Genomic DNA, 13,914 nt, shown 5'->3' on the forward strand with positions numbered 1-13,914 from the left:
CCCCGTGGAGTCGGCAAGGCTTTGTCCTTTCACTGGCATCGCCATTGTGCTGTGTTCCCGAGGGGACGCGACCCAATCGTCCTCGGGCATGTCGGCTCGGACGCATCACCCGAACACGTTGTCCGAGTCGTCCCAGCTCAGCACGTCCTCTGCCGGTGTGCGCCGGGCACCGGGCGAGCGGGCCTGGTACATCGCGTCGATCTCCAGCGCGTACCGGCGCACGATCTCGTCCCGGCGCAGCTTCATCGACGGCGTCAGCAGGCCGTTGGCCTGGTCGAACGGCTCCGACAGCACCCGGAACACCCGGATCGACTCCGAGCGCGAGACCGTGCTGTTGGCGGCGGCCACGGCCCGCCCGATCTCCTCCCGCAGCGCGTTCTCCTCCCGCGCCGAGGGGTCCTGCTGGGCCACCAGGACCCCTCTCCAGTGGGCCAGGAACACCGGGTCCAGGGTGAGCAGGGCGCCCACGCAGGGCCGGTTGTCACCCACCACCACGGCCTGGTGGATGAGCGGGTGCATCCTCAGCCGGTGTTCCAGAGCGGACGGGGCCACGCTCTTGCCGCTGGTGGTGACGATGATGTCCTTCTTGCGGCCGGTGATCGTCAGATAGCCGTCGGCGTCCAGCCGCCCGAGGTCCCCGGTGGCCAGCCAGCCGCCGTACAGCGCGGCCCGTGTCGCGGCCTCGTCGTTGACATACCCCTGGAAGACCGACGGCCCGCGCACCAGGATCTCTCCGTCGTCCGCCACCCGCAGGTCCACACCCGGCAGGGGCCGGCCCACGGTCCCGGACTTCTCGCGGCCCAGCGGCTGCATGGTGATTCCGCCGCAGGTCTCGGTGAGCCCGTATCCGTCGTGGACGTAGACACCGATGCCCTCGTAGAACAGGGAGAGCTCACGGTTGAGGGTGGAGCCGCCCGAGGTGGCACGCCGGGCCCGGCCGCCCAGCGCTGCCCGCAGTCTGCGGTACACCGTCCGTTCGTACAGGGCGTGCTGGAGCCGCAGGTCGAAACCGGGACCGGGGCCCTCGCCCAGCCGCTGCCGCTCGCAGGCCAGGGCGAAGTCCCGTGCCGTGTCGGCGGCCCGCTCGAACAGGGCGCCGCGGCCCGCCTGCTGGGAGGCGCGCAGGAAGTTCTTGTAGATCTTCTCGAAGACCGAGGGGACCGCGTAGAAGTAGGTGGGGCGGAAGGAATTCAGGGCGGAGGCCAGCGCCTCCTCGCTCAGGTCGGGCTCATGGGCCATGAGCAGACCGCCGCGGATGCACACGCCCTGGATCATGAGGCCGTACACATGGGAGAAGGGCAGGAAAGCGAGGACGGACGGCTGCTGTCCCGCCGGTGCCGTGATCCGGCGCCAGCCCTCGAGCAGCGTGTCCACGGGGCTCGCGAGGCCGCGGTGACTGAGTGCGCAGCCCAGCGGACGGCCCGCGGTGCCGGAGGTGTAGGTGACGACCGCGGTGGAGTCCGGCAGCACGATGCGGCGCAGCGACTCGACCGTGGCGAGCGGGATCATCCGGCCCCGCTCCGTCAGCCCTTCCAGGGCGTCCGCGTCCAACTGCCAGACATGGCGGAGTCCGGGCAGCGAGGCGCACACCGAGCCGACCGTCATCACCGCCTGCTCGTCCTCCACCACCACGGCCACACAGCCGGTGTCCCGCAGGATCCACTCGACCTGTTCGCGCGACGACGTCGGATAGATCGGCACGACCTCGGCGCCGACCGTCCACAGCGCATAACTGAGAACCGTCCACTCGCAGCGGGTGCGCGCCATGATCGCCACCCGGTGGCCGGGCGAGATCCCGGACGCGACCAGCCCCTTCGCGAGGTCCACCACCTCGTCCCTCAGCTCCACGGCCGTGACCTCCTGCCAGCCTCCCGAGGAACCCTCGGGACGGCGGGCGAGCACCGGCAGGGTGGGGTCGAGCTCCGCCCTCTCGAAAACGCTGTCGGCCAGGCCACCACTGGAGCGCGAGATGGTCCGGGGAGCGAGGGCGAAGTCGCGCATGCGCTGCTCCTGACGTGTACGGGCTGTGACTGAGCCGACGAGATCGGTCATCGGCGGTGCTCGAATCTAGCCCAGGTGTGAGCGGGCGGTACCTGGAATGCGGAAGTAAGCGGTCACCCGTGATCTGGTCGAGATCCGGGCACTCGGACCGCATCAGGTCCCTGTGACGGCTACGCCTGCGTCAGCCGCACGCACTCGGTGACCACATCCCGCAGGCTCCCGGTGCGCTCCAGCAGCTCGCGCTGCACCCGGGCACCGTTGCCGTGCCGCAGCAGTTCGGCACAGGACTCGCGGGCCCGGTCCAGGTCACCGCTGTCGGCGAGCGCGTCCTCGACGTGCTCCAGCAGGGCCCGCACCACCGTTTCCGCGGGCATCCGATGCATGGTCGCCGGGTGGAGCAACTCCTCGGACAGTCCGGAGCGCGCGGCCCGCCAGGCGGCCAGCCGCAGCAGGCTCACGCTGTGCGTCGACGGCTCCCGGCCCGCCCGCCACTCGCGCGCGGCCGTCTCCACCAGCCCGCGGGCGAGGGTCGCCAGGAGAACAGCCGTGTCCGCGTGCAGACAGACGTCCGAGACCCGGATCTCCACCGTCGGGTAGTTCCGCGACAGCCGGGCGTCGAAGTAGATCATTCCCTCGTCCAGGATGACGCCGGTCGCCACCATGTCCGCGACCCGCCGGTGATAGCGCTCCGCCGAGCGGAAGGGCTCGGTCGGACCGGCCGACGGCCAGCGCTGCCACACCCGGCTGCGGTAGCTGCCGTAGCCGGTGTCCTTGCCCTGCCAGAAAGGCGAGTTGGCGCTCATCGCGGTCAGCACCGACAGCCAGGGCTGCATCCGGTCGACGACGGCGACGGCCTCCTCGTCGGATTCCACGGACACATGGACGTGACAGCCCATGACGAGCTGCTCGCGGGTGGCGAGGCCGTACTGGTCCGCCATCCACTGGTAGCGGCGGCCGATGCCGACCGAGGGGCTGACGGGCAGCGGCGAGGTGGCCAGGGAGGCCACGGCACAACCACTGTCGCCGGCGAGCCGGGCGGCCTCCTTGCGGCAGCGCACGATCTCGGCGCGGAGCTCGTCCATCCCCGACTGCGGGTGAGTGGCGAACTCCAGCATCTGGTTGTGCAGCTCCTTCTCGAAGACGTCCTGGTCCGGCCCGTCCTGCGCGGCCCGCGCGAGCACGGCCGCGGACAGCGCCTGCGGCTCGCCGGTCTCGGGGTCGACCAGGAGGAGTTCCTCCTCCACTCCGACGGTGCGCACGTGATACAGCCCCTTCTGTGGCGCTCGGCGACGACGAGGATGCTCGTTCTCGTACGACCCCGACTGCCCCTTCGGGACCGGTCGGACACCTCCGCGTCGCCCGAGGACTCAGTCGGGCATCGGGACCAGCCACACCGTGGCGAGCGGCGGCAGGGTGAACCGCAGCGCCCCGTCCTCCGCCTTGACCGGGTCACGCTGGACGATGTCGCCGCCGCCGTACCGCGCGTCGTCGGTGTTGAGGGACTCCTGCCACAGGGGGAGACCGTCGGGAACGGTGAGGCGGTAGTCCTCGCGCACGACGGGGGAGAGGTTGGAGACCGCGAGCAGCGGGCTGCCCGCCGCATCGAACCGCAGGAAGGCGAAGACGTTGTCCTCGGCCGCGTCCCCCACCACCCACCGGAAGCCGCCGGGGTCGGTGTCGCGCTGCCAGAGCGCGGGTGTCGCCCGGTAGGCGGTGTTCAGGTCACGCACGAGGTCACGGACGCCCCGGTGGTCGGCCTCGGCCCCGTACGCCGGATCGAGCAGCCACCAGTCCGGGCCGTGGGACTCGGACCACTCGGCGCCCTGGGCGAACTCCTGGCCCATGAACAGGAGCTGCTTGCCGGGGTGGGCCCACATGAAACCGAGATACGCGCGGTGGTTGGCGCGCTGCTGCCACCAGTCGCCCGGCATCTTGGACACCAGCGCCTGCTTGCCGTGGACGACCTCGTCGTGGGAGATGGGCAGGACGTAGTTCTCGCTGTAGGCGTACACCATCGAGAAGGTCATCTCGTTGTGGTGGTACTTGCGGTGCACCGGCTCATGGCTGATGTAGCCGAGGGAGTCGTGCATCCAGCCCATGTTCCACTTCAGGCCGAAACCCAGGCCCCCGCTGTCCGTGGGGCGGGTCACGCCGTCCCAGGCGGTGGACTCCTCGGCGATCGTGACGACACCCGGCGCCCGGCGGTACACGGTCGCGTTCATCTCCTGGAGGAAGGCGACCGCGTCGAGATCCTCCCGCCCCCCGAACACGTTGGGGCTCCACTGGCCGGAGTCGCGCGAGTAGTCGAGATAGAGCATCGAGGCGACCGCGTCCACGCGCAGCCCGTCGATGTGGAACTCCTCGCACCAGTACACGGCGTTGGCGACCAGGAAGTTGCGCACCTCCACGCGCCCGAAGTCGAACTCGTAGGTCCCCCAGTCCGGGTGCTCGGCACGCCGGGAGTCTCCCGGCTCGTACAGGGGGTCCCCGTCGAAGCGGGCCAACGCCCAGTCGTCCTTGGGGAAATGGGCCGGCACCCAGTCCATGATCACGCCGATACCGGCCCGGTGGAGGGCGTCGATCAGGTGCTTGAAGTCGTCGGGGGTGCCGAGTCGGGCTGTGGGCGCGTAGAAGCCGGTGACCTGGTAGCCCCAGGAGCCGCCGAAGGGGTGCTCGGCCACGGGCATCAGCTCGACGTGGGTGAAGCCGAGGTCCTTGACGTACCCGGGGAGCTGCTCGGCGAGCTGACGATACGTCAGGCCCTTGCGCCAGGTCGGAAGATGGATCTCGTACACCGAGAACGGCGCCTCGTGCACCGGGATCTCGCCGCGGCGGGCCATCCACTCCTGGTCGCCCCACTCGAAGCGCGAGGAGGTCACCACGGACGCCGTCGCGGGCGGCACCTCGGTGCTGCGCGCCATCGGGTCGGACTTGAGGAAGCGGTCGCCGTAGCGCGAGGTGATCTCGAACTTGTAGCGGGCGCCCTCGCCGATCCCCGGCAGGAACAGCTCCCACACCCCCGACGAGCCGAGCGAGCGCATCGGGAACGCCTGCCCGTCCCAGAAGGTGAACTCGCCGGCCACCCTGACCCCTTGGGCGTTGGGCGCCCACACCGTGAAGCGGGTGCCGGTCACCCCTTCGTGGGTCATCGGTTCGGCGCCGAGCGCCTTCCACAGCTGCTCGTGGCGGCCCTCGCGGATGAGGTGGAGGTCGGTCTCGCCGAGCGCGGGCAGGAAGCGGTACGGATCGTGCGCCTCCTGCTCCCCGTCCGCATACGCCACCACCAGGGTGTAGTCGGGGATCGTGTCGAGGGGCAGCAGACCGGAGAAGAGGCCGTCGCCCTCCGACGCCAGCCGCCTGCGCTCGCCGTCGATCACGACGCTCACCGCGCGGGCGAACGGGCGCAGTGCCCGGAAGACGATCCCACCCGCGACCGGGTGGGCGCCGAGCAGGGCGTGCGGGTCGTGGTGGGCGCCCGCCAGCAGCCGGCCCCGGTCCATGGGGTCGAGCGGCGGGGCGGGAGCACAGCGCGCCACTCCGGACGGCTCGGGCAGTGAGGTGTCGCGCAGGGCCACGGCTCAGTCTCCTCTCACGGCGAGTCGTTCGATCGCCGCCATGGGCACGGGCAGCCAGTCAGGCCGGTGTCGTGCTTCGTACAGGACCTCGTAGACGGCCCGGTCGGTCTCGTAGGCGCGCAGCAGGCCGTGCTTCTTGCGCGGATCCCATCCGGCGAGGGCGGCATAGCCCCCGCAGAAGGCCTCCCGGCAGCGGCGGGCCCACTCCGGCCGCCAGGGCCGGCGCTGCCGGGCCGCGTAGTCGAAGGAGCGCAGCATGCCCGCGATGTCCCGCACCGGGGACTGGGCGGTGCACCGCTCGGCGAGCGGGCGGGACGGCTCGCCCTCGAAGTCGATGACGAACCACTCGCGTCCCGCCCGCAGCACCTGCCCCAGGTGCAGGTCACCATGGACGCGCTGTGCGGGCGGTCCGGAGTCGCACGTGGCCAGCGCGCCGAACGCGCTCTGCAGGCCGGGGACGAACGGCCGCAGCGCCGGCACGCTGTGCGCGGCGGAGTCCAGGCGTTCGGTCATCGCGGCCGCCGTGGAACCGTTGTCGTCGTGGCCGCTGCCGGGGAAGGCGGCGGCCAGGGCGAGGTGCACCTCGGCCATGGCCCGCCCCAGCTCGTGGGCCTGCACGGTGAAGTCGTCACCCGACGCCAGTGCCTGCAGGGCCAGTGCCCAGCCGTCGGACGCGTCGCGCAGATACGGCTGCAGCACGCCGAGCGTCGCCCCCTGCGGATGCGTGGTCCGGAACCAGGCCACCGGCGCCGGTACCCGACGGCAGCCCTGTCCGGCCAGCGCGACCGGCACCTCCAGGTCCGGATTGACCCCGGGCTGGATCCGGCGGAAGACCTTGAGGATGAACTCGTCGCCGTACACCAGTGAGGAGTTCGACTGCTCGGTCTCCAGCAGCCGCGGTGGCAGCCCGGCGGGCACCGGCACCGACGGGTCGACCTCGAAGCGCAGGGGACCGGCCGTGCCGGGCTGCCGCAGCCGCTCGAGCAGCAGCTGCGCCGAGCGCGGGTCGTGCAGGGCGTCGTAGATCGTCAGGCCGGCCAGCGGGCCCCGCTCCGCACGGCCGATGAGGGCGCGCCCGAGACGCGGCGAGAGGTGTTTGCGCACGCCGAGCAGCAGCTGGTAGCAGTCACCGGCCGGGGCGCCGCCCGGTCCGGGCACCCCGCCGAGACCGGTGTGGACCAGCAGATGCAGACAGCCCGGGAACAGCTCGGTCATCGACAGCAGACCGAGCTCGCTCACGGGGCGGTCCTTGCCCGCGAACCAGCGCTGCCGCGGCAGCCATTGGCGCAGCAGCTCGCCCAGCGAGGTCATGAGATCGGTCGCGAGCGCGGGCCTCGGGCTGACCGATGCGGTCTTCGGCATGGTGACGCGTCCTTTCGTCGGCACGCTCAAAGGCGTCGGCCGATGCGGGATGCGACTCGGGAGAGCCGGAACCAGTAGAAGCCGTGTCCGCCGAGGGTCAGCAGATACGGCAGTTCACCGATGGCCGGGAACCGCACCCCGCCGAACAGCTCGACCGGGTGCCGGCCGTCGAACTCACGCAGATCCAGTTCCGTGGGCTGTGCGAACCGGGAGAAGTTGTTCACGCACAGGACCAGGTCGTCCTCGTACTCCCGCAGAAAGGCCAGCACCGCGGGGTTGGAGGACTGCAGTTCGGTGAAGCTGCCGAGACCGAACGCGGGGTTCTGCTTGCGGATCTCGATCATCCGGCGGGTCCAGTGCAGCAGGGAGGACGGCGAGGCCATCGACGCCTCGACGTTGGTGACCTGGTGCCCGTAGACGGGGTCCATGATGATCGGCAGGTTGAGCCGGCCCGGATCGGCCGCGGAGAAGCCCGCGTTGCGGTCGGGCGTCCACTGCATGGGGGTGCGTACGGCGTCGCGGTCGCCGAGCCAGATGTTGTCGCCCATGCCGATCTCGTCGCCGTAGTAGAGGATCGGCGAGCCGGGCAGGGACAGCAGCAGGGCGGTGAACAGTTCGATCGTGTCGCGGTCGTTGTCGAGCAGGGGGGCGAGGCGCCGTCGGATGCCGATGTTGGCGCGCATACGCGGGTCCTTCGCGTATTCGGCCCACATGTAGTCGCGTTCCTCGTCGGTGACCATTTCGAGGGTGAGCTCGTCGTGGTTGCGCAGGAAGATGCCCCACTGGCAGCTCGACGGGATCGCCGGCGTCTTGGCGAGGATTTCCGAGACGGGGTAGCGGGATTCGCGGCGGACCGCCATGAAGATGCGGGGCATGACCGGGAAGTGGAACGCCATGTGGCATTCGTCGCCGCCGGCCTGGTAGTCGCCGAAGTAGTCGACGACGTCCTCCGGCCACTGGTTCGCCTCGGCCAGCAGCACCGTGTCCGGATACATCGCGTCGATCTCGCGGCGCACCCGCTTCAGGAACTGGTGAGTGGCCGGCAGGTTCTCGCAGTTGGTGCCCTCCGCCGCGTACAGATAAGGGACGGCGTCGAGCCGGAAGCCGTCGATGCCGAGGTCGAGCCAGAAGCGGAGGGCGGCCAGGATCTCCTCCTGGACGGCCGGGTTCTCGTAGTTGAGGTCCGGCTGGTGGGAGAAGAAGCGGTGGAAGTAGTACTGGCCGCGGACCGGGTCGTGACTCCAGTTGGAGGCCTCGGTGTCGACGAAGATGATCCGCGCGTCCTCGTACTGCTTGTCGTCGTCGGCCCACATGTAGTAGTCGCCGTAGGGCCCGTCCGGGTTCTTGCGGGACTCCTGGAACCACGGGTGCTGGTCGCTGGTGTGGTTCATGACGAAGTCGATGATCACGCGCATGCCGCGCTGGTGGGCGGCGTCGACGAACGCCACGAAGTCGGCGAGGTCACCGAACTCCGGCAGGACGGCGGTGTAGTCGGAGACGTCGTAGCCGCCGTCCTTGAGCGGTGACTTGAAGAACGGCGGCAGCCACAGGCAGTCGACACCGAGCCACTGGAGGTAGTCGAGCTTGGCGGTCAGGCCCCTGAGGTCGCCGACGCCGTCGCCGTTGCTGTCCTGGAACGAACGGACCAACACCTCGTAGAAGACCGCACGCTTGAACCAGTCGGGGTCCCGGTCCTTGGCCGGGGTGTCCTCGAAGGTGTCGTGGACGGGCTCGTTGACGGTCACGGTGTGGATCCTCCGATCTGCGGCGACGACCTCCGGACCTGGAACACGTGCGCGGGTGCCCGACCGGGCTCCAGACGCACATAGTTGTTGCTGTTCCAGTGGTAGGTCTCACCCGTCAGTTCGTCGTGTACGGACAGGGACTCGTGCCGTTCCAGGCCGAGTTGCGGCATGTCCAACGAGACCGTGGCCTCCTGGGTGTGGTGCGGATCCAGGTTCACGACCACCAGGACCGTGTCGTCACCGGCGCGCTTGCTGTAGGCGATGACCGCGTGGTTGTCGGTGTGGTGGAAGCGGAGGTTCCGCAGGCGCTGGAGGGCGGGGTGCCGGCGCCTGATGGTGTTGAGCTGGGTGATCAGGGGGGCGAGGGTGTCGGGGGTGTCCCAGTCGCGGGCCTTGAGCTGGTACTTCTCCGAGTTGAGGTATTCCTCGCTGCCCTCCCGTAGCGGGGTGTTCTCGGCGAGTTCGTAGCCGGAGTAGATGCCCCAGGTCGGCGAGAGGGTCGCGGCCAGGACCGCGCGCAGCGCGAACGCGGGCCGGCCGCCGTGCTGGAGGAACTCGTGCAGGATGTCGGGGGTGTTGGCGAAGAAGTTCGGCCGCATGTAGGAGGCCGCCTCACCGGAGAGCTCGCTCAGGTACGCGGTGAGTTCTTCCTTGGTGGTGCGCCAGGTGAAGTAGGTGTAGGACTGCTGGAAGCCGATCTGGGCCAGGGTGTGCATCATCGCCGGGCGGGTGAACGCCTCGGCCAGGAAGATCACGTCCGGGTCGGTGGCGTTGATGTCCGCGATCACCCGCTCCCAGAACACCACCGGCTTGGTGTGCGGATTGTCCACCCGGAAGATCCGCACCCCGTGGTCCATCCAGTGCCGCAGCACCCGCAGCGTCTCCGCGATCAGCCCGTCCATGTCGGCGTCGAAGGCGATCGGGTAGATGTCCTGGTACTTCTTCGGCGGGTTCTCCGCGTACGCGATGGTGCCGTCGGGGCGGTGGTGGAACCACTCCGGGTGCTTGTGCACCCAGGGATGATCCGGCGAGCACTGCAGCGCGAAGTCCAGCGCGATCTCCAGACCCAGCTTGCCGGCCTCCGCCACGAACCAGTCGAAGTCCTCCAGCGTACCCAGGTCCGGGTTGACCGCGTCATGCCCGCCCTCCGGCGAGCCGATCGCCCACGGCACGCCCACATCCTCGGGACCGGCGGACAGGGTGTTGTTGCGGCCCTTGCGGAAGGTGCTGCCGATCGGATGGATCGGCGGCAGATAGACCACGTCGAAACCCATCGCCGCGATCGCCGGCAGCCGGCGCGCCGCAGTGCGGAACGTGCCGTGCGGCCGCTGCGGGGTGCCCTCCGAGCGCGGGAAGAACTCGTACCACGACCCGAACAGCGCCCGCTCCCGCTCCACCAGCAGCGGCAGCGTCTCCGACGCCGTGATCAACTCCCGCAGCGGGTGGCGGGCGAGCACCGCGTCCACGTCAGGCGTCAGGGCGCCCGCCAGACGGGTGGCGACCGGCAGCGAGTCGTCGGCGAGCGTCTTCGCCGCGGCCATCAGCACCGCGTGCTGGGGGCCCTCCGGGACACCCGCCGCCGCCCGGGTGTAGAGCTCGGCGCCCTCCTCCAGGACCAGACCGGTGTCGAGGCCTGCAGGAACCTTTATGCGGGCGACGCGGCGCCAGGTGCCGACCGGGTCGCTCCAGGCCTCGACGCGGTACGTCCAGCGGCCCTCGAGGTCCGGAGTGACCTCCGCGCCCCAGCGATCGCTGCCGGGGGCCACCTCCCGCATCGGGGTCCAGGGGCCGTGCCGCCCTTCCGGGTCGGTCAGGACGACGTTCGCGGCGACCGTGTCATGGCCCTCGCGGAACACCGTCGCGGTGACCTCGAACGTCTCTCCCACGACCGCCTTCGCCGGACGCCTGCCGGACTCGACGGCAGGGCGGACATCCCGTACCGGGATGCGGCCGATGACCGGGGTGGAACTCATGCTCTCGCCTCCGCCGTGCTCGAGGCCGGGCGCTGACTGCGCCCGGCCGGGGATCGAAGCTGCGCCGGAAGGGGCTACCTCCCCGCGGGGGAACGTTCCGCGGATCTCGGCGGACCACGCCTGGCGACGCCCCCCGTGCGGGGCAGGTCGCTCTGCTCCTGGAGGTAGGCCCCCACGCTGGTGCGCAGATAGCGCTCGGCGGCCTCGGCCGCCTCACGCGCGCAGCGCTTGCCCATCAGCACGCACAGCGTGTAACCCGAGTCCTCGAAGGTGGCCCGGACGGTGCGGTCGGCGGGGGAGGCCAGCATGACGCGCTCCCAGGCGCGATACCGCCGAAGTTGCCGGGCGACTTCGGCTTTGGCCGGTAGCAGCATGGCGCCGTACACCTTTCCGGGCTGGAGCAGATGCGGGACTCGCGAGATCTTCACTCATGGTGCACGGGTAACGACTCAGCGTCTTGTTGGGTCTTCAACTACCTCACTGGTCGCTCGTGTTGCACGAATGGCGTAGCACTCCCACTCTGGAGTGACTCTGAAGCGATCAGCACTCACGCTCCGTGTTTCGGGGTCCGGTCCCGCGGGGGCCGGAGGAGCGGGAGCTTCGCCGGTGAGGAGTGACGATGAAGACCGCAGTGCCCTGCTACTACCACCTCGACGTGGAGGTCAGCCCGGAACGGGTCGGGCAGGTCAGGCGCATCCTGGCCGCCCATCTACGGCTCTGGGACCTCGAGACCCTGGTCGAGCCCGTCTGCGGTGGTGCCGAACTGCTGCTCAAGGCCATCGACGAGCACGCGAGGGACAAGAACACCTCGATCGAGCTGTGGTGGAACGGCCAGCACCTCATCACCGCCGTCGCCGAGAACGACAGCGAGCTGCGCCCGGACCTGGATCTGCGCGCCTGCCTGGAGCGGATCGCCGCGATGAGCGACGGCTGGGGCTGCTGCGCCACCGACACCGGCAGCAAGGTCATCTGGTTCTCGCAGCGGGCCCGCGCCGGCGAGCGCGTCCCGCTCGTGCCGACGGCCCCCGAGCCCACCCTGCGGGAGGTGCTCCAGGTGCCGCGCGAGATGCCGGTCGCGGTCCTGGCCGCCACCACTGCCGACGGCGGGTGCTGAGCGTGCCGTCGTCCAGGAAGAAGCCGTACAAGAACGGGAAGCGGGTGCCGGCCTGGAGCGGGCACCCCTACCCGCTGGGCGCCCAATTCGACGGCGAGGGCACCAACTTCGCCCTGTTCAGCGAGGTCGCCGAGCGGGTCGAACTCGTCCTGGTCGACGAGCGCGGCGCCCACACCGCCCTTGAGCTGACCGAGGTCGACGGCTTCGTGTGGCACGGCTTCGTGCCGGGCGTGGGGCCGGGGCAGCGTTACGGCTTTCGGGTGCACGGACCCTGGCAGCCTTCACTCGGCCACCGGTGCGATCCGGCGAAGCTGCTCCTCGACCCGTACGCCAAGGCGGTGGACGGGGAGACGGACAACCACCCCTCGCTCCACACCCCCGAGGCCGACAGCGCCGGGCACACCATGCTCGGCGTGGTCACCGACCCGGCCTTCGACTGGGGCGACGACCAGCCACCCAGGCGCTTCTACGCCGACAGCGTGATCTACGAGGCCCATGTCCGCGGCCTCACCCGCACCCACCCCGATGTCCCGCCGGAACTGCGCGGCACGTACGCCGGTCTCGCCCACCCGGCGGTGGTCGACCACCTGACCTCGCTCGGTGTGACCGCCGTCGAACTGATGCCGGTGCACCAGTTCGTGCAGGACGGGGTGCTCCAGGACCGGGGCCTGGCCAACTACTGGGGCTACAACACGATCGGCTTCTTCGCGCCCCACAACGCCTACGCCGCCCACGGCACCCGCGGCCAGCAGGTCACCGAGTTCAAGGCGATGGTCAAGGCGCTGCACGCGGCCGGGCTCGAAGTCATCCTCGACGTCGTCTACAACCACACGGCCGAGGGCAACGAGAAGGGCCCCACGCTCTCCTTCCGGGGCATCGACAACGCCTCGTACTACCGGCTGGTCGACGGCGACTGGGGGCACTACTACGACACCACCGGCACCGGGAACAGCCTGCTGATGCGGCACCCCTACGTGCTCCAGCTGATCATGGACTCGCTGCGGTACTGGGTGACCGAGATGCACGTCGACGGATTCCGCTTCGACCTCGCTGCCACGCTGGCCCGGCAGTTCCACGAGGTGGACCGGCTGTCGGCGTTCTTCGACCTCATCCAGCAGGACCCGGTGATCAGCCGCGTCAAGCTGATCGCCGAGCCGTGGGACGTGGGGGAGGGCGGCTACCAGGTCGGAAACTTCCCGCCGCTGTGGTCGGAGTGGAACGGCAAGTACCGGGACGCCGTACGGGACTTCTGGCGGGGCGAGCCGCACACGCTGGGCGAGTTCGCCTCCCGGCTGACCGGCTCCTCCGACCTGTACCAGCACAGCCGGCGGCGCCCGCGAGCCAGCGTCAACTTCGTGACCGCGCACGACGGTTTCACCCTGCGCGACCTCGTCTCCTACAACGACAAACACAACGAGGCCAACGGGGAGAGTGGTCAGGACGGCGAAAGTGACAACCGGTCGTGGAACTGCGGGGCCGAGGGCGAGACCGACGACCCCGCCGTACTGGAGCTGCGGGCCCGCCAGCAACGCAACTTCCTTGCCACCCTGCTGCTCTCGCAGGGCATTCCGATGCTCTGTCACGGCGACGAGCTCGGCCGCACCCAGCTGGGCAACAACAACGCCTACTGCCAGGACAACGAAATCTCCTGGATCGACTGGGAGTTGAGCGAGGAGCAGCGTGAACTCGCCGCGTTCACGCGGCGCGTGATCGGCCTGCGCACGGCGCACCCCGTCCTGCGCAGGCGCCGGTTCTTCCGCGGCGAGACCGTCACGCACGCGGGGCAGCCGCTGCCCGACCTGGTCTGGCTGCTGCCGGACGCCCGCGAGATGGCCGAGGCGGACTGGCAGCGCTCCGACGCGCACGCGGTCGGCGTCTTCCTGAACGGCGACGCCATCGCCGAACCGGATCCGCGCGGACGCCCGGTGGTCGACGACTCGTTCCTGCTGCTGCTCAACGGCCACTGGGAGCCCGTCGACTTCCGGCTGCCGGGCCCCGCGTACGGCGAGCGCTGGACGACCCTGCTCGACACGGCGGAACCCCAGGGCGCCGACGAAGCGGAGCACAAGGCCGGCTCGGAGATGACGATCGAGGCGCGCAGCCTGGTGCTGCTGTCGAGGCCGTCCCGGGCGGGTGCCTGAAAG

General features: G+C 70.1%; 9 protein-coding genes. 2 read left to right on the top strand and 7 right to left on the bottom strand.

The genetic code is table 11. The annotated features are described in order from the left end of the window. Positions 1-105: 105 nt before the first annotated feature. The 7 genes from OG841_RS43225 to OG841_RS43255 all read right to left on the bottom strand — a co-directional run bounded on the left by OG841_RS43225 (position 106) and on the right by OG841_RS43255 (position 11,030). A complete protein-coding gene (locus OG841_RS43225) occupies positions 106-2,001 on the bottom strand; it encodes an AMP-dependent synthetase/ligase (protein WP_365117134.1) in 1,896 nt (631 codons plus the stop codon). Positions 2,002-2,171: 170 nt separating this feature from the next. After that, positions 2,172-3,260, bottom strand: a complete 1,089-nt coding sequence (locus OG841_RS43230; protein ID WP_328636368.1) for a glutamate--cysteine ligase 2 — start codon at positions 3,258-3,260, stop codon at positions 2,172-2,174. A 108-nt stretch (positions 3,261-3,368) separates the two neighbouring features. Then, positions 3,369-5,576 carry a 1,4-alpha-glucan branching enzyme gene (gene glgB, locus OG841_RS43235; RefSeq protein ID WP_365117137.1) on the bottom strand — a complete coding sequence of 736 codons (2,208 nt, stop codon included), beginning with the start codon at positions 5,574-5,576 and terminating at the stop codon, positions 3,369-3,371. A 3-nt stretch (positions 5,577-5,579) separates the two neighbouring features. Then, entirely contained in the window at positions 5,580-6,938 is a 1,359-nt protein-coding gene (locus OG841_RS43240; RefSeq protein WP_365117140.1) for a maltokinase N-terminal cap-like domain-containing protein, read from the bottom strand. 26 nt (positions 6,939-6,964) lie between these two features. Next, on the bottom strand, positions 6,965-8,683 hold the full coding sequence (gene treS / locus OG841_RS43245) for a maltose alpha-D-glucosyltransferase (protein ID WP_365117143.1): 1,719 nt from the start codon (positions 8,681-8,683) through the stop codon (positions 6,965-6,967). Then, positions 8,680-10,656, bottom strand: coding sequence for an alpha-1,4-glucan--maltose-1-phosphate maltosyltransferase (locus OG841_RS43250; protein WP_371569825.1), 1,977 nt, complete (start codon positions 10,654-10,656; stop codon positions 8,680-8,682). Before OG841_RS43250 ends, treS begins: the two co-directional genes overlap by 4 nt. Before the next feature lie 74 nt (positions 10,657-10,730). Further along, on the bottom strand, positions 10,731-11,030 hold the full coding sequence (locus OG841_RS43255) for a DUF5133 domain-containing protein (protein WP_359385796.1): 300 nt from the start codon (positions 11,028-11,030) through the stop codon (positions 10,731-10,733). A 245-nt stretch (positions 11,031-11,275) separates the two neighbouring features. Between OG841_RS43255 and OG841_RS43260 the strand changes: the two genes are divergently transcribed. Both OG841_RS43260 and glgX read left to right on the top strand, forming a co-directional pair. After that, positions 11,276-11,770, top strand: a complete 495-nt coding sequence (locus OG841_RS43260; protein WP_306986170.1) for a pep a2 — start codon at positions 11,276-11,278, stop codon at positions 11,768-11,770. Between the two features lie 44 nt (positions 11,771-11,814). Further along, positions 11,815-13,911 carry a glycogen debranching protein GlgX gene (gene glgX / locus OG841_RS43265; RefSeq protein WP_371570996.1) on the top strand — a complete coding sequence of 699 codons (2,097 nt, stop codon included), beginning with the start codon at positions 11,815-11,817 and terminating at the stop codon, positions 13,909-13,911. Positions 13,912-13,914: the final 3 nt, after the last annotated feature.

The organism is Streptomyces canus (genome assembly GCF_041435015.1).
GTDB classification, from domain to species: domain Bacteria; phylum Actinomycetota; class Actinomycetes; order Streptomycetales; family Streptomycetaceae; genus Streptomyces; species Streptomyces canus_G.